This is a genomic window from Capillibacterium thermochitinicola, from assembly GCF_013664685.1.
GTDB classification, from domain to species: Bacteria; Bacillota; UBA4882; order UBA10575; family UBA10575; genus Capillibacterium; species Capillibacterium thermochitinicola.
This window is the reverse complement of the sequence record NZ_JAAKDE010000003.1, coordinates 1-16,025: the sequence shown is the minus strand read 5'-3', so window position 1 is coordinate 16,025 and position 16,025 is coordinate 1. Positions and strand designations below refer to the sequence as shown.

The following is a 16,025-nucleotide window of genomic DNA, read 5'->3' as shown; positions in this document are numbered from 1 at the left end:
CTTTGGATAAGCAGAAGAAGTGGCTGCAGATTCTTGTTTGGTTGATAAAAGGTGTGATCACGCTGGAAGAGGGGCTTTTTCTTCTGGGACAAAAAATGAAGATCGTACGGCTTTTGGCTTTGTTTTCCCTCAAGAAATCGCAATACAATAACATATAGACAAATAAATTAAGGCCAAAGCCAAAAAACGAGGAAAACCCCTTTACTTTGTGTTTGTTTTTAGTTATAATAAAGCATGGTTGTTCAAGGGCGAATAGCTCAGCTGGGAGAGCACTTGCCTTACAAGCAAGGGGTCACAGGTTCGAGCCCTGTTTCGCCCACCATCATCCTGGAGCTGTAGTGTAGCCGGTTAACATGCCAGCCTGTCACGCTGGAGATCGCGGGTTCGAGTCCCGTCAGCTCCGCCAAAAACGATCCGCTCGGCGAAGAGCGGTTTTTTTATGTCCGTGAACATTTGAACCGACGGTCCGGTTGGTGTTTAAGCCCAGGATTCGCCGGCCCAGCCGGCCGCGGTCAAGCTTTGCCCATATACCATCTGGACGTAATGATTGTTCCGGACGATCCGGGCGTAGTTGGTTTCGACTTTCTTGACATAGGGGGCGCCGATCTGCATTAAACGTTCGCGGGTACGGTTGGGTCCGGCGTTGTAACCCGCCAGGGCCAGCACAATATTGCCGTTGAACCGGCGCAAGAGATACACCAGGTATTTGGCACCGGCTTGCAGAGTGTCCCGCCAGTGGTAAAAGTCGCCTTCCTTCATCATCATTTTGAAAGTTCCGTAGCGGACTTGGACCAAGCCGCGTTCGCCGACGCGCCCGACGGCATGCGGGTAAAAGCTGGATTCGGTTTCCGCGATCGCCACCAGTAAAAAGGGATTAAGCTTATTTTGGTAGGCGCAGTGGAGAATGGCGTAGGTGACTTCGGTGGCCTGCTGGGCGCTGATTCTACTCCGCTTTTGGATGTGGTCCTTGATCTTTTGTGCTTCGTAGAAGACCTCGTGCACCACTTCCAGTTCATCCGTCAGTCGGGTCAGGGCGCTTTCGATTGCTTCCATCCGTTCCGTCAAACTATGTAATTTCTTTTCCGTGTTAATTATATAGGAAGCGAAGCAACCAAGGGCGACGAAGATGGTCAGGCAAAACGACAGCATGGTTTGGAACAGTTGCTTCTGCAACTCATTTTTTTCCTCGATCATTTTCATCATCACAACTTTTCCTCCTTTTCTTTGCGCAAGGGAACTCTTTGTTATTGGGTGTCTAAATTGTAGACAATGATTATGCCTGCATAACGCAAGGGAAATATCTGGTAATAATATAATTGCCAACAACTTACCTTTTTATACCAAAAAACCGCCCGGTAACGGAAAATAAGTTTGCAAAATTATGTTTTGTGGTATAATAGAAATACTTTGGAGGCGATTGTGCTGGTGAGTATGATGTGGAAAAGATTATACCCTGCTCTACACCTGAAAAAACTGGCGGACTTAAAGCCGGATTACCTGAAAAAGCGCGGTTTAAAGGGGTTACTGCTCGACCTGGATAATACCTTGGTGGAATGGGGAGAGGTTCATGTTACTCCGGAAACCGTGGCCTGGGTTCAGGAGATGAAAAACGCCGGCCTAAAACTGTGCATCATCTCCAATGCCTTGGAAGACCGGGTAAAGATCGTCGGGGAGAAGTTGGGAATACCATGGGTTGCCCGGGCGGTCAAACCACGGAAATCACCGTTTAAAAAAGCGCTGGCCTTGCTTGGGACCACCCCCGGAGAGACGGCCACGGTGGGGGATCAACTTTTCACCGACGTCTGGGGCGGTAACCGCATGGCTTTATTTACGATCTGGACGCACCCAATCAGTAAGCGCGAGTTGTTGTTTACGAAAATGGTCCGGCGTTTGGAAAGGTTGGTTGCTAAACACTTAAAGAAAAAGGGGATCATTAGTGAGTAACAAAAAATGTCCCGGCTGTGGTGTTATTCTGCAAACAGAGGCTCCGGACCAGCCCGGGTTTTACATACCGCCGGAGAAACCGGAGAAAGCCGGAACCGTCTTTTGCCAGCGTTGTTTCCGCCTGCGCCACTACGGTCAATTCAAAAACGCAGTCGATGACGGGGCTGCGATCGACCGGGAGATCCAAAGCGCCCTCCAGCAGAGCGATCTTATTTTATTGGTGACCGATGTTTTTGACCCGGAAGGGTCGATGCCCGTGGCTTGGGCCCGGCTGTTTGCCTTGCCTGTGCTGATTGTGGTTAATAAGGCGGATCTTTTGCCGGAGCGGACACCCTGGGCCGAGATGACCGCCTGGTTCCGGGCTTTATGGGCCCGGCGTTTTCCCGGTGTTGAACTGCTGGGAGTCAAAGTGGTCTCGGCGCGGCACCGCGAGCCCGAACAGTTGGCTAGGCTCACCGCCTTGAAAAAGGAACTGGCCGGGAAAAAAGTGACGGTTTTGGGGGCGGCCAACGTGGGGAAGACCTCCCTGCTCACCTCGTTGTTGGCCACGGAGGACCAAAAGAAAGCGGAATTGCCCACCATTTCCCGGTTCCCCGGGACGACGCTGGGAATGTCCACCTGGACGCTCGCTTCTTACGGTGTAATCCTTTACGATACGCCCGGCTTGCTGCCGGGGGGCAGGATGGGCGATCTGTTTGCGCCGGAGACGGCCGGCCGGCTTTTGCCGGATAAGAAATTGCAGGTCAAACTCTGGAACTTACTGCCCGACGGAGCCGTTTTACTTGGTGGGCTGGCAGGGGTTTGGAACCAGTCGCCGGTCGCCCGGACCCTGGTCTTTTTTGCGGGGGAGAAAACCCCCCTCCACCGGAGCCGGGGAGAAAAGGCGGAAGCATTGCTGAAGGAAGGCCCTGACTGGTTACGGGTTTATCACCCGCTGGAACGGCCGGCCCGGTTTGAGGAGAAGTTCTTTACGGTCCAGCCGGGGGAGGATCTTTACATCTCCGGCTGTGGTTGGGCTGCGGTGAAAAGGGAAGCCGCCCGTTTAAGACTACTGGTCCCGCCCGGGGTGGAGGTGGGAACGCGACCGAGTTTGATTGGACGCCGCGAAGGTTAGTGCTCGTCTTCGTGATCTTCCAACCCGGAAAGGAGCTGCTGCAGTTCTGCTTCCCACCAGGCCTGGTGGTCTTCCAGGACAGAAGTCCGGACGAGAGAGGTCGTTCGGCAGCAGGTACAAGTCAGGACGACTCTTTCCCCCCGGCGGGTCAGGATGTAATGGGACGTTTCCATCTGACAGCGGGGACAGGTATAAATTTGACTTAGATTTGTTTCCAAGCAAGCCACCTCCACGCCATATTATTGCCATGACCAGTTTAAAAATAAACTGTGTAATGGGAGTTTTCTTCTGGAGGAGAAAGCCATGCTCACGGAAGAGGCTTTATACTGGATTGCTTTACATAAGGCCCCGGGGATTGGGCCGAAGCGTTTTTACCGCCTGCTGGCGGTCTTTGGGACCGCCCGGGCGGCGTGGGAAGCGGAGCCCGGAGCGCTCACCGAAGTGCTCGGGCGTAAAGTCGCGGCTGATCTGGTTGCTTTCCGCCGGACCTGTACACCGGCGGCCGAAGGAGAAAGGGTGGAAAAAGCTGGATGCCGGGTTTTATTGGCCTGTGACCCTGCTTACCCGCCCTTGCTGAAACAGACGAGCGATCCGCCTCCGGTGTTGTACTATAAAGGGGAGTTCCGGCCTTCCGATCAACTGGCGGTGGCGATCGTCGGTTCCCGCCGGGCAACGCCGCGCGGAATAAATACCGCCCGTGAACTGGCGGCCGGCCTTGCCGCCCGGGGCGTGACGATCGTGAGCGGCTTGGCCCGGGGGATTGATTCCGCCGCCCACCGCGGGGCTTTGCAGGTGGAAGGGGGACGGACGATTGCCGTTTTGGGATCGGGGCTCGACCGGGTTTACCCGCCGGAAAATGCCGGTTTGATGCAGGCCATCGCGGAACGGGCGGTGGTCTGTTCCGAGTTTCCGTTAGGCACGCCCCCTTATGCCGCCAACTTCCCCGCCCGGAACCGGGTGATCAGCGGTCTCAGTTTGGCGGTGACGGTGGTGGAAGCCACCGCCGACAGCGGTTCTTTGATCACGGCCGATTTTGCTTTGGAACAGGGCCGGGACGTTTTTGCCGTTCCGGGTCCGATTGAGCGGGAAGGTAGTAAAGGGCCCCATCGTCTAATCAAACAGGGGGCTTTTTTGGTAGAAGGGCCCAACGACATTTTAGCCGCCTTGAACCTACCGTTGTTGGCCGTCGACGCGCCTACTGCCCCCCAAGCCGGCCCGGACTTGGCCTTGTCTCCGGTGGAACAGAAGATCTGGGAGCTGTTGGCGGGGGGCGAAACCCATATTGATGATTTGGTGCGCGCCAGCGGCCTGCCGGTCGCCACGGTAAATTCCGCTTTAGTGATGATGGAGATGAAACAGGTTGTTTCCCAAGTGGCGGCAAAAACCTACCGCCGTAACCACTAAAATAAACCATGGAGAAAAGGAAAGAATAGAATACACTTAAGTATAGATCGAGAGAACGAGGGTAATAAGGAGGTGCCTTAATGGCCGAAAAACTGGTAATCGTGGAATCACCGGCGAAAGCAAAAACCATCAGTAAGATACTAGGCCGCAGTTATCAGGTCAAGGCCTCCAACGGACATATTCTTGATCTGCCCCGGAGTCAATTCGCCGTGGATATTAAGAATAATTTTAAACCGAAATATATAACGATTAGAGGCCGGGGGAAGATCATCAAAGAACTCAAGGATTCGGTGAAAAAGGTGGACCGGGTCTATCTGGCGACCGACCCGGACCGGGAGGGGGAAGCGATCTCGTGGCATCTGGCCCAGACTCTTGAACTCAACCCCGATTCCGCCTGCCGGATCGAATTCCATGAGATTACGAAAAGAGCGATCACGGCGGCGCTGGAAAACCCGCGGCCAATCGATCTCAACCGGGTCAATGCCCAACAGGCCAGAAGGGTTCTGGACCGCCTTTTTGGATACAAGCTCAGCCCGCTTTTATGGGCAAAAGTGCGGCGCGGCCTGTCGGCGGGACGCGTGCAATCCGTTGCTTTGCGCCTGATCTGCCAGCGGGAAGCGGAGATCGACGCTTTTCAGCAGGAAGAGTACTGGAGTATCACCGCCGATTTTGTCCCCGCCGGCCGGGAGCAGGACTTATTCTCAGCAAAGCTCATTCAGGTTAACGGTGAGAAAGCCACCATTCCCAACGAGGAAACGGCAAACGAACTAAAACGACGGATTGAAGCGGCCTCCTTCCGGGTTATCGATGTGAAAAAGCGGGAACGCAAGCGTCATCCGGCCCCGCCTTTTATCACCAGTACGCTGCAGCAAGAGGCCTCCCGCAAACTCGGGTTCAGTGCCCGGAAGACCATGTCCGTGGCGCAACAATTATATGAAGGATTGGAGATTGGCGACGAAGGCAGTGTTGGTCTGATTACCTATATCCGTACCGATTCCGTGCGCGTCGCCCAAGAAGCGCAGGAAGAATGCCGTGCCGTGATTGCGGCTGAATACGGCAAGGAGTATTTGCCGGCCAAACCGCCCGTTTATAAAACAAAATCCACCATGGCCCAGGGGGCCCATGAGGCGATCCGCCCAACAGTGGTTAGCCGCCGGCCTCAGGATGTGAAGGCTTTTTTAACCCGGGACCAGTTCCGTCTCTACCAGCTGATTTGGGACCGGTTTGTGGCCAGCCAGATGGAGGCGGCCGTTTTGGATGTGATGACGGTTGACCTGGAGGGGGACGCGTTTCTTTTCCGGGCCAACGGCAGTAAAGTTAAGTTTCCCGGCTTTTTAGTCCTTTACCAAGAGGATCAGGACGATAAGAACGAGGAAGAAGAGGGTTATCTGCCCGATCTCCAAGTGGATACGGCCCTGGCGCTGCAGGCGGTCCGGCCCGAGCAGCATTTTACCCAACCGCCAGCCCGTTACAGTGAAGCGATGCTAGTGAAAACGCTGGAAGAAAACGGGATTGGCCGTCCCAGCACTTACGCGACGATCATTGAGACGCTCCGGAAACGGAACTACGTGGAGATGGAGAATAAAAGATTTAAACCGACCGAGCTGGGCTTGGTCGTTGACCGGCTCTTACGAGAGAACTTCCCCCGGGTGGTGGACCTGGATTTTACCGCCCGCATGGAGGAGAAGTTGGACCAGGTGGAGGAGGGGACGGTTGATTGGGTCTCGACGGTCCGTGACTTTTACGAGCCCTTCTCGGCCGAACTCAAAAAGGCCGAAGAGACGGTGGAACGGGTCAAGTTGGCCGACGAAGTCAGCGAGGTCCAGTGCGAGTACTGTGGGCGGATGATGGTCTACAAGTACGGCCGTTACGGCCGTTTTCTGGCCTGTCCCGGTTATCCCGAATGTAAGAACATCAAGTCGATCCAGAAAGAGACCGGTGTGGCCTGCCCCGAATGTAAAAAGGGGCAGATCGTCGAGCGTCATTCGAAGAAAGGACGGAAGTTCTTCGGCTGCAACCAGTATCCGGAATGCAAGTTTACCAGTTGGTATCCACCGGCCAAAACGCCTTGTCCCGAGTGTGGCAGTTTGTGTGTCGTGAAGAAGAGCAAAACCAAAGGGGAGTATATTGCCTGCACCCGGCAGGACTGCTCCTACGAACAGACGGTGACCACCAGGAAGAAGGAAAATCAGGGAGGAACCGCCGATGTCTAAACCAATCTGGGTGGTCGGCGGGGGCTTGGCGGGAACGGAGGCCGCCTGGCAGGTGGCCAGCGCCGGTTACGATGTGGTCCTTTACGAAATGCGGCCCGCGCGGATGACCCCGGCCCACACCACCGCCTTCCTGGCGGAACTGGTCTGCAGTAATTCCTTAAAGGCAAATAATCTGGAGAACGCGGCGGGACTTTTGAAGGAAGAACTCCGGCGGTTGGGCTCGTTATTAATGGCCGTGGCCGACGAGACAAAAGTACCGGCCGGGGGAGCCCTGGCCGTGGACCGGCACCGGTTCGCGGCGGGTGTCACCGCCCGTCTTGAAGAACACCCCCGGATTAAGGTGGTCCGGGAGGAGATCTCCACCATCCCCTCCGACCAGCCGGCGGTTGTGGCCACCGGTCCCCTTACCTCTCCATCTCTCTCTGCTTGGCTGCAAAAGCTTTTCGGTGAAGAATATTTCTACTTTTTTGATGCGGTGGCCCCGATTGTGACGCGGGAGTCCCTTGATTTCACCCGCATCTTTGCCGCCTCCCGTTACGGCCGGGGTGAGGCGGAGTATTTAAACTGTCCCATGAACGAAGAAGAGTACACTTTGTTCTGGGAAAACCTGACCACGGCCGAAGTTCACCAGTCCCATTTGGGAGACGAGGAAAAACGGTACTTTGAAGGTTGCATGCCGGTGGAGGTGTTGGCGGCCCGGGGGAAGGATACCCTGCGTTTTGGACCGCTGAAACCGGTTGGTTTGATCGATCCGGCCACCGGGCGACGGCCTTATGCCGTGGTGCAACTGCGCCCCGAGAACCGGGAAAAAACCCTCTACAATATGGTCGGCTTCCAAACCAATCTGCGCTGGGGGGAACAGCGGCGCGTTTTCCGGCTAATCCCCGGTCTGGCCGAGGCGGAGTTTGTCCGTTACGGGGTGATGCACCGGAACTCCTTTATCAATGCGCCAAGGCTGCTCACGGCCGCGTTGCAATGGAAAGGGGGATGGCCCCTCTTTTTGGCGGGCCAGTTAATCGGGGTGGAGGGCTACGTGGAGTCGATCGCCGCCGGTTTGGTGGCGGGGAAGAACATCGTCCGCTTTTTGGAAGGAAAACCGCCCCTGATTTTTCCGCGCGAGACGGCGGTTGGGGCCCTTTTCTACCATATTATCAACGCCGAAATTCGACATTTTCAGCCGATGAGTATTAATTTCGGGTTATTTCCGCCATTAAACGTGAAAATCAAAGAAAAATTGAGGAAAAACCGCGCTCTTGCCGAACGGGCTTTGGGTGCGCTCGAAAATTATCTCCGAAACGAGGGGAAATAACCGGAAAATATATTGAAAAAGCAAAAATTCGGCAGGAATATTGTTTGTAAAATCAACGCTATTGTGTTATTATTGTTAATATGGTAGTGAGGTGAGCTCTTCTGTTTCTCGAGAATTCTCTGAATAATTATCTTAATTACATCAAGCTAAAAAACTACTCGGCTCATACTCTGCTCAACTACCGCATTGACCTGGTCCAGTTTGTCGAGTTTATGCGCGGTAAAAAGCTCAGTACCTGGGCGCAGGTGGGGGTGAACGAGGTCCGGGCTTATCTTGCCTACCTATCCGGGCTGGGACTGGCCCGCACCACGATTGCGCGGAAGATTGCTTCTTTGCGCTCTTTCTTTAAATACCTGACTTTACAGGGTGTGGTCGACCAAAACCCATTGCACAATTTACGCACGCCCAAATGCCCGAAGAAATTACCGGAGTTTTTGTATGTGCGCGAGATCAATGAACTCTTGCGGTTTGATGATAATACGCCCAAAGGACTGCGGGACCGGGCGATCTTGGAAGTCCTCTACGGGACCGGGATCCGGGTCAGCGAGCTGACCGGGCTTAACCTGGGCGATCTTGACCTGGAACGCGGTTGCCTCCGGGTTTACGGGAAAGGTGCGAAAGAAAGGCTGACCTTTTTAGGAAGACAAGGGTGTAAAGCCCTGGCGGACTATCTACAAAAAGGGCGGCCTTTCTATTTAGCGCAGGGTGCGACCCCTGACGAGCGGGCGGTATTTTTGAATAAAGACGGCACCCGGCTTTCCGCCCGGAGTGTCCGGCGGCTAATAGATGCCTATGTGCGCCGGGCGGCGCTGGAGAAGAAGGTAAGCCCCCATACGCTAAGGCACTCTTTTGCCACCCATCTGTTGGAGGGCGGGGCCGACCTCCGGACCGTCCAGGAGCTTCTGGGGCACGTCAATATTTCGACCACCCAGATTTATACCCATCTCAGCCGCGACCAAGTGAAAAAAGCTTATAACCAAGCCCATCCCCGGGCGTAGAGGTATGCCCGTTTGGGGTGGAGATCCGATGCATGCTTGGCCTTTAAAAAAGTCAGACTATTAAGGGAAGGGTTACTCTTTGCGGATTTACACAATTCATAGCCAAAAAGCCTACGCTGCATAATAAATCAAGGGCAAGGGGGGGGGGAGGATGTTTAAAGCCACAACGGTTCTAGCCGTTCACGACGGAAAACGGGTCGCGATGGCCGGCGACGGTCAGGTCACCATGGGCGACACGGTGGTTAAGCACGGGGCGAAAAAGATCCGCCGTTTGTACCAGGATCGGGTGCTAGCCGGCTTTGCCGGAGCAGTGGCCGACGCGTTTACCCTTTTTTCCCTCTTCGAAAGCCAGCTGGAGGCTTATGACGGGCAACTGGTGCGCGCGGCGGTGGAGACGGCGAAAGAATGGCGGACCGACCGGCGCCTGCGCCAGTTGGAAGCATTGTTGTTGGTGGCCGATCCGAAAAACCTCTTACTGATCAGCGGATCCGGTGAGGTGATCGAACCCGATGACGGAATTGCGGCCATTGGTTCGGGCGGACCTTACGCCTTGGCCGCAGCCCGTGCGTTAAAAGCCCATTCCACTTTGACGGTGGGGGAGATTGCCGTTGAAGCCATGAAGATCGCGGCCGGGATCTGTGTTTACACCAACGAACAGATCTGCCTTGAGGAACTTGGAGGGATAGAATGAACGATTTAACGCCTCAACAAATCGTTGCTGAACTTGACCGCTACATTATCGGCCAGCACCGGGCCAAGAAAGCGGTGGCGGTCGCCCTCCGTAACCGGCAGCGACGCCGGAGTCTGCCCCCGGAACTCCGGGATGAGATCCGGCCGAAAAATATTCTGATGATTGGCCCGACTGGGGTCGGGAAGACGGAGATTGCCCGGCGCCTCGCCCGCTTGGTCAATGCACCCTTCCTTAAGGTGGAAGCGACGAAGTTTACCGAGGTCGGCTATGTCGGGCGGGACGTGGAGTCGATCATCAAAGATTTGGCCGAGATCGCCGTCCGGATGGTCAAGGAGGAAAAAACCGCGGCTCTGCGGGAGAAAGCACGGGCCAATGCCGAGCGCCGGCTTTTACGGATTCTCGCCGGGCTGGAAAAGCCCAAGCAAGCCAAGGGTCCTTTCGACCTTTTTGGGGTTTTTGCCCCCGAAAAAACCCAATCCGCCCCTGACCCGGAAGAGCAGGGAAGGCTCGAAATGCTTCGCGAACGCTACTACCGGGGCGAACTGGAAGACGAGATGGTGCAGATCGAGGTGGTCGAAACCCCGCCGGTTCCTTCCGGCATGGTCGGTATTGGCGGTTTGGATGAAATTGGCCAAGGGCTGCAAGAATTTTTCTCCGCGATGCTGCCGAAGAAAGTGAGCCTGCGCCAGGTGACCGTGGCCGAAGCCCGGGAGATCCTGACCCAGCAGGAGACCGAAAAGCTGATCGACTGGGATGATGTCTACCGGGAAGCCGTCACCCGCGTGGAAGAGTCGGGGATCGTCTTTATTGACGAGATCGATAAGATCGTCGGCGGTTATGGTGAAAACGGGCCCGACGTTTCCCGGGAAGGGGTACAGCGGGATATTCTCCCCATTGTCGAGGGGACGACCGTTTGGACAAAATACGGACCGGTGAAGACCGACTATATTCTCTTCATCGCGGCGGGGGCTTTTCATGTTAGTAAACCATCCGAACTTATTCCCGAGTTCCAAGGGCGTTTTCCAATCCGGGTCGAACTGGAGTCGTTGACGGTTGAGGATTTCGAACGGATTCTGGTGGAACCGGAAAATGCGCTTTTACGGCAAGAAAAAGCACTTTTAGAAAGTGAAGGTTTACAGCTGGAATTTACCAAAGAGGCCATCAGAACCATGGCCGAGCTTGCCTACCAGTTGAACAAGGAAAACGAAAATATTGGGGCACGCCGGTTATACACCATTTTGGAACAGGTCTTAGAGGATATCTCTTTCCGGGCTGTTGAGTACAAGGGCCAAACGGTCCGGATTGATGAAAACTTCGTGCGCGAACGGCTGGATCCAATTCTGAAGACTACCGATTTAAGTCGTTATATTTTGTAAATTAAGATGAAGGAGAGTAGGAAATGGGAAAACTTGAAGACATTCGTCGGATGAGAGCACTAGTGGAGAAAAAAGAAGCAACCGAAGATTTGACGACAGCAGCGCGTAGTTTGAGTGAGATCCTCCAGAGCAATGTTTACATGGTGGATAATGGCGGGGAGATTGTTGCCTTCCACTGCAGTAAAGGGGAAGATTGTACCAAGCAGATCGCGCCGGTCAAGTTAAATCCCCAGTTTCAACAGAGGTTGGCCTTTATCTTCCAACCGGCTATCGACCTTCCTCTGGAAGTGTGCCTCTTCAGTGAGGAAAACTGTCATCCCCAGGATGTTCTGATGACGGTCTACCCGCTCCAGTTTGAGGGGGAACGGGTTGGAAACCTGATCTTGACCAGACGGGAAAAGTTTAAGGAGGATGAACTTTTATTGGCGGAGACGGCCGCACTGGTGGCCGGGGTTTTACTCAAAGCAAGGAGTGCGGGGCAAGCCGATGCGGATCTGCAGTTGAAGACCAATGTCAAGATCGCCCTTGATTCCCTCTCCTATTCGGAACTGGAGGCGATGGTCAACGTCTTTAAGGAGCTGGGCGGGGAAGAAGGTTTCCTGGTGGCCAGCAAGATTGCGGACCGGATTGGGATTACCCGTTCGGTGATCGTCAATGCCATGCGCAAACTGGAGAGTGCCGGGGTGGTTGAGTCCCGTTCCCTGGGGATGAAAGGGACCTACATGAAAGTGAACAATCCCTATTTCCTTGAAGAGTTGAACAAGCGCAGCAAAATGTAGAATGATATACTGCTTACCTGTGGCTGGGTACGCACCAATAAAAGCTAAAAACTGTTGACTTTTTCAACAGTTTTTTTTATCTTAGATTATAGTTAACTAAATTGAAATAAAGGAAAAAGCTTTTATTGGTTATAATTGTTCTCTGTTTGGCGGAAGAATTCCACTCAAAATCGGGAAATAGGGCTAAACTTTATGCTAAAAGTTCCGATAAATCATGTAGAGGATGGTCAGACTTGTGCAGGAAGGGTGAGGTGGTTGGTTACCAACAAAACGATCGAACAACTAACCTCCGTTTTGTCGTGGGCGGCGGAAAGGCAAAAGATCCTCAACCATAATATCGCCAACGCGGATACGCCCCATTACCGCAGGCGAGATCTGGACTTTGCCCAGGTTTTAGCGGAAAAGAAGAACCGCATTCCGTTGCGGCGGACTCACCCTCGACATTTGGCCGGCTCAACGCACCAAACCCAGTTTACCGATACGGACTGGGGTGTTGTCCGGGTGGACCAAAACGGGGTCGATATCGAAGTCGAGATGGTTACGGCGACGCAGAACGCCATGTATATTCAGAGTCTGACCCAGGAGTTGAACAGCCAGTTTCGCCGGTTGCGGATGGCGATCGGAGGGAGGAGTTAACGGATGAGAATGTTCCACGCGATGGATGTTAATGCTTCCGCATTAGGGGCGCAACGGTTACGTTTGGATTTAATTGCGGCCAACATCGCCAATGCCAATACCACCCGTACGCCGGAAGGGGGGCCCTACCGGCGGAAGGTACCGGTTTTTGCAGAGAACCTGCAGATGGCGGAAGGGAAGGTCGGCCTCAGTGGGGTCCGGGTTGTGGCCATTGCTGATGACCAAGCGCCATTCCGTTCCGTTTATGACCCATCCCATCCCGACGCCAATGCCGACGGTTACGTTTTATATCCGAACGTTAATATCGTCAACGAGATGGTTAACCTGATAGAAGCGGGACGGGCTTACGAAGCGAATGTAACCGCTTTTAACCTGTCGAAAGAGGTGTTTAAAGCCGCGCTTAGTATCGGGAGAAGCTAGGGAAACCCTACAGAGGGATTTTAAATTTGACCCACGGAGGGAAAGACCAGGTGTGTGAGGTGCCAACGGATTGGCAATTTCATACCCATACTTAAACCGTGGGTATTTTCTCTTTTTTTTGGTAAATTGTTCTTATTTGGGAGGTGAAGACGTGAGAATTGGCGAAAACATTACATTAACGTTAAAACCGGAAACGAGCGGCGGTCAAAAGAAAGCCGAAGGAAGCGGCGAGTTTCAGGAGTTGCTGAAGGGATTTATTAATGAAGTAAACAAGCTTCAATTGGAAGCGGAAGAGATAGATCGGAAGTTGGCGGCGGGGACTTTGGAAAATATCCATGAGGCGACGATCGCTGCGGAAAAAGCAGCCCTTGCCCTTGAGCTTACGGTGGAGATTCGCAACAAAGTTGTCGAGGCGTATCAAGAGATTATGCGGATGCCTATTTAACGGATAGGAGAAATGTGAAGGATAATGGGTGAGTTAATTCAACAAATACGCCAAATATGGGAAAGCATGGACAAACGCAAGCGCCTTATCTTCGCCGGAGGCATGTTGTTCTTGCTTCTCCTGCTTATTTTGGTGATCACTTTAAACAAACCGGAGTATGAGTTGTTATACGGTAATTTGCAACAGACGGAACAGGATGAAATTATCGGGCGCCTCCGGGAGATGGGCATTCCCTACCGGAAGGAATACAACGCGTTGTATGTGGCCAATGCGTCAGAGGTGCGGGCGGAACTGATGAAGGCGGGGATCCCGAAGGGCGGGATCATCGGTTGGGAGATCTTTGACCGCAGCAGCCTCGGGGCGACCACTTTTCTGAATACCGTAAACTACCAACGGGCGTTACAAGACGAGATCCGGCGTACGTTGCGCCAAATCGAAGGTGTTATTGATGCGGCGGTGATCGTCACCTTGCCAGAGCCGGCTCCGGTCTTTGAAGATGAAAAGAAGGAGCCGACCGTTTCTATTACCCTCAATTTGCGGCAGCCCAATATCTTGAGTAAGAGCCAAGTCCAGGCGATCGTAAACTTTGTGGCGGGCTGTGTGGCCGGGATGCGGCCGGAACAGGTTACGATCATCGATAATTTTGCCAATGATTTAACCGCCGCGCTCCGCACAAACTCGGCTTTGGACGGCTCACTGCTCGAACAACAGATGGCGTACAAAAAGCGAATGGAGCAGGAGTACAAACAGCGGATCGAGTCGGTTTTGGGCCGGGTTTACGGCTTGAATAATGTGGCTGCCACCGTCAATGTTACGCTGAACTTTGATTATCAGGAAATTCGAAAAGAAATTTACGGCGACCGGGGTGTGCCCCGTAGTGAACAGGAGATCTTCGAAACCTATACCGGAACTGGAATCATGCCCTACGGAATTCCGGGGACCGATTCGAATATTACCCAATACCGCCTAGGTGGGACGGAACAGGAAAGTACATACGAGCGCAGTGAACGGATTGTCAATACGGAGATTAACAAAATTGAAGAACATCTTTTGAAACAAGGGCCAATCATCGAACGGATTTCGGCGAGCGTGGTGATCGGTCACCGTTTATCCGTGGCGGAAGTGGCCCAGATCGAGGAGACGGTTGCTGCCACGGTGGGGGCGCTGCCCGCCCGGGGTGACCAGATCACGGTTTTCAGCCGGGAATTCTTTACGCAAGAACCGGATGCGATTACAACGCCGAAAGAGCGGCAAGCTTCCCTCTGGCCGGTGTTGGCTGTTGCCGGTGTCGGCGCGGCGTTGCTAGGTTGGTATTTGGTGATCCGCATGCAGAGAAGAAGAAGACAGGAACAACAGGCCATCGATCTGGTGGTGGACGATACCGCCGGCGAAGCGGCCGCGGCAGAAGAATTGAGTCCGGAAGACAAGAAGCGGCGTGAACGCGAAGAATTTATTCTGGAAATGGCGCGTACCGAGCCACAGAACATGGTAGCGATCTTACGGACTTGGATGTCAGAGGATTAGAGGGGGAAATGTCTTGAGTACGCAGTTAACTGGTCGGCAAAAATGCGCTGTGGTCTTAATTTCGCTCGGCTCCGAGTTGTCTTCCCGTGTCCTGAAGCATTTTCGGGAGGATGAGATCGAGGATTTGACGTTGGAGATTGCCGGGCTCCGCCGGATTGAGCCGGAAGTTAAGAACGAGGTTTTGAACGAGTTTTACGAACTTTGTTTGGCGCAAAACTACATTTCCGTTGGCGGGATTGATTACGCCAAGGAAATGCTGGAGAAAGCCTTAGGACCGACCAGAGCCCAAGATATTTTGAATAAACTGACCTCCTCCCTGCAGGTGCGTCCCTTTGATTTTGCCCGGAAAACCGATCCCAGCCAGCTGGCGAACTTTATTCAGAACGAGCACCCCCAGACCATTGCTTTGGTGCTTTCCTACTTGAATCCGGAACAGGCGGGGATGATCCTGTCGTCTCTTGCTCCGGCTGATCAGGTTGAAGTGGCGAAGAGAATTGCGACAATGGACCGGGCTACTCCGGAGGTGCTCAAAGAAGTCGAACACGTCCTTGAAAAGCGTTTGTCCTCTTTTGTGATGCAAGACTTCACACTGGCTGGTGGAATTGATGCGGCGGTTGCCATCTTGAACCGGGTGGACCGGGGGACGGAAAAAACAATCATGGAAGCGCTGGAGGAAGACAATCCGGAGCTGGCCGAAGAGATTAAGAAACGGATGTTTGTCTTTGAAGACATTGTCACGCTGGATGACCGTTCCATTCAACGTGTGCTTAAAGATGTTGACATGCGCGACTTGGCGTTGGCCCTGAAGACGGCCAGTCAAGAGGTGACCAACCGGATCTTTAAGAACATTTCATCCCGGGCCCGCGAGATGATTAAAGAAGACATGAGTCTGATGGGACCGGTCCGTCTCCGTGACGTGGAAGAAGCGCAACAGAAGATCGTCAACTGCATCAGACAGCTTGATGAAAGTGGCGAGATTGTGATTGCCCGGGGCGGAGAGGATGAGATCATTGTTTAAGTCGAATATAATTAGGGCTTACTGAAAAACGCAAGCAGGAACAGAAAAGAAGAACTTTGACAACCGAAAAGGCGACCGCCAAAAATGGGTAAAAAGAAGCCGGAGCTTTCGTTCTAAGTTCATTACCAAGAATTGTAGATGGATCACAGTTTCG

At 53.6% G+C, this 16,025-nt stretch carries 17 protein-coding genes and 2 tRNA genes; 17 read left to right on the top strand and 2 right to left on the bottom strand.

The features are described 5' to 3' along the window. Nucleotides 1–2: 2 nt before the first annotated feature. The 3 genes from G5B42_RS01490 to G5B42_RS01480 all read left to right on the top strand — a co-directional run bounded on the left by G5B42_RS01490 (nucleotide 3) and on the right by G5B42_RS01480 (nucleotide 406). Nucleotides 3–158, top strand: a complete 156-nt coding sequence (locus tag G5B42_RS01490; protein ID WP_181338684.1) for a hypothetical protein — start codon at nucleotides 3–5, stop codon at nucleotides 156–158. Nucleotides 159–246: 88 nt separating this feature from the next. Then, nucleotides 247–322: transfer RNA gene (locus G5B42_RS01485), tRNA-Val, on the top strand. Nucleotides 323–329: 7 nt separating this feature from the next. Beyond that, nucleotides 330–406, top strand: a tRNA-Asp gene (locus G5B42_RS01480). Nucleotides 407–477: 71 nt separating this feature from the next. On the opposite strand, the gene G5B42_RS01475 is transcribed toward G5B42_RS01480, so the two are convergent. After that, entirely contained in the window at nucleotides 478–1,203 is a 726-nt protein-coding gene (locus G5B42_RS01475) for a lytic transglycosylase domain-containing protein (protein ID WP_231133155.1), read from the bottom strand. Between the two features lie 183 nt (nucleotides 1,204–1,386). On the opposite strand from G5B42_RS01475, the gene G5B42_RS01470 reads away from it, so the two are divergent. Together G5B42_RS01470 and G5B42_RS01465 are read left to right on the top strand one after the other, a co-directional pair. Next, nucleotides 1,387–1,944, top strand: coding sequence for a YqeG family HAD IIIA-type phosphatase (locus G5B42_RS01470; protein ID WP_231133138.1), 558 nt, complete (start codon nucleotides 1,387–1,389; stop codon nucleotides 1,942–1,944). Continuing rightward, entirely contained in the window at nucleotides 1,937–3,058 is a 1,122-nt protein-coding gene (locus G5B42_RS01465) for a GTPase (RefSeq protein ID WP_181338681.1), read from the top strand. Before G5B42_RS01470 ends, G5B42_RS01465 begins: the two co-directional genes overlap by 8 nt. On the opposite strand, the gene G5B42_RS01460 is transcribed toward G5B42_RS01465, so the two are convergent. Next, nucleotides 3,055–3,276, bottom strand: a complete 222-nt coding sequence (locus G5B42_RS01460) for a hypothetical protein (protein WP_181338680.1) — start codon at nucleotides 3,274–3,276, stop codon at nucleotides 3,055–3,057. The genes G5B42_RS01465 and G5B42_RS01460 overlap by 4 nt on opposite strands. Nucleotides 3,277–3,361: 85 nt before the next feature. On the opposite strand from G5B42_RS01460, the gene dprA reads away from it, so the two are divergent. The 12 genes from dprA to fliG all read left to right on the top strand — a co-directional run bounded on the left by dprA (nucleotide 3,362) and on the right by fliG (nucleotide 15,871). Beyond that, nucleotides 3,362–4,462 (top strand): DNA-processing protein DprA, encoded by a 1,101-nt coding sequence (gene dprA / locus G5B42_RS01455; RefSeq protein ID WP_181338679.1) that lies wholly within the window; start codon nucleotides 3,362–3,364, stop codon nucleotides 4,460–4,462. Nucleotides 4,463–4,542: 80 nt separating this feature from the next. Beyond that, nucleotides 4,543–6,675, top strand: a complete 2,133-nt coding sequence (gene topA, locus G5B42_RS01450; RefSeq protein WP_181338678.1) for a type I DNA topoisomerase — start codon at nucleotides 4,543–4,545, stop codon at nucleotides 6,673–6,675. After that, nucleotides 6,668–7,984 (top strand): methylenetetrahydrofolate--tRNA-(uracil(54)-C(5))-methyltransferase (FADH(2)-oxidizing) TrmFO, encoded by a 1,317-nt coding sequence (gene trmFO / locus G5B42_RS01445; protein ID WP_181338677.1) that lies wholly within the window; start codon nucleotides 6,668–6,670, stop codon nucleotides 7,982–7,984. Before topA ends, trmFO begins: the two co-directional genes overlap by 8 nt. A gap of 101 nt (nucleotides 7,985–8,085) precedes the next feature. Then, nucleotides 8,086–8,982, top strand: a complete 897-nt coding sequence (gene xerC, locus G5B42_RS01440; protein WP_181338811.1) for a tyrosine recombinase XerC — start codon at nucleotides 8,086–8,088, stop codon at nucleotides 8,980–8,982. Between the two features lie 151 nt (nucleotides 8,983–9,133). Then, on the top strand, nucleotides 9,134–9,673 hold the full coding sequence (gene hslV, locus G5B42_RS01435) for an ATP-dependent protease subunit HslV (RefSeq protein WP_181338676.1): 540 nt from the start codon (nucleotides 9,134–9,136) through the stop codon (nucleotides 9,671–9,673). Continuing rightward, nucleotides 9,670–11,049 carry an ATP-dependent protease ATPase subunit HslU gene (gene hslU / locus G5B42_RS01430; RefSeq protein ID WP_181338675.1) on the top strand — a complete coding sequence of 460 codons (1,380 nt, stop codon included), beginning with the start codon at nucleotides 9,670–9,672 and terminating at the stop codon, nucleotides 11,047–11,049. Before hslV ends, hslU begins: the two co-directional genes overlap by 4 nt. A gap of 23 nt (nucleotides 11,050–11,072) precedes the next feature. Then, nucleotides 11,073–11,828 carry a GTP-sensing pleiotropic transcriptional regulator CodY gene (locus tag G5B42_RS01425; protein ID WP_181338674.1) on the top strand — a complete coding sequence of 252 codons (756 nt, stop codon included), beginning with the start codon at nucleotides 11,073–11,075 and terminating at the stop codon, nucleotides 11,826–11,828. A gap of 255 nt (nucleotides 11,829–12,083) precedes the next feature. Then, nucleotides 12,084–12,464, top strand: coding sequence for a flagellar basal body rod protein FlgB (gene flgB / locus G5B42_RS01420; protein ID WP_181338673.1), 381 nt, complete (start codon nucleotides 12,084–12,086; stop codon nucleotides 12,462–12,464). 3 nt (nucleotides 12,465–12,467) lie between these two features. After that, nucleotides 12,468–12,884 carry a flagellar basal body rod protein FlgC gene (flgC, locus tag G5B42_RS01415; RefSeq protein WP_181338672.1) on the top strand — a complete coding sequence of 139 codons (417 nt, stop codon included), beginning with the start codon at nucleotides 12,468–12,470 and terminating at the stop codon, nucleotides 12,882–12,884. Nucleotides 12,885–13,035: 151 nt separating this feature from the next. Then, nucleotides 13,036–13,329: a flagellar hook-basal body complex protein FliE gene (gene fliE / locus G5B42_RS01410; protein WP_331274010.1), complete on the top strand. Its 294-nt coding sequence runs from the start codon at nucleotides 13,036–13,038 to the stop codon at nucleotides 13,327–13,329. A gap of 24 nt (nucleotides 13,330–13,353) precedes the next feature. Beyond that, complete coding sequence (fliF, locus tag G5B42_RS01405; protein WP_181338671.1) at nucleotides 13,354–14,853, top strand: flagellar basal-body MS-ring/collar protein FliF; 1,500 nt, start codon at nucleotides 13,354–13,356, stop codon at nucleotides 14,851–14,853. A 13-nt stretch (nucleotides 14,854–14,866) separates the two neighbouring features. Beyond that, nucleotides 14,867–15,871: a flagellar motor switch protein FliG gene (gene fliG, locus G5B42_RS01400; RefSeq protein ID WP_181338670.1), complete on the top strand. Its 1,005-nt coding sequence runs from the start codon at nucleotides 14,867–14,869 to the stop codon at nucleotides 15,869–15,871. The last annotated feature ends 154 nt before the right edge of the window (nucleotides 15,872–16,025 follow it).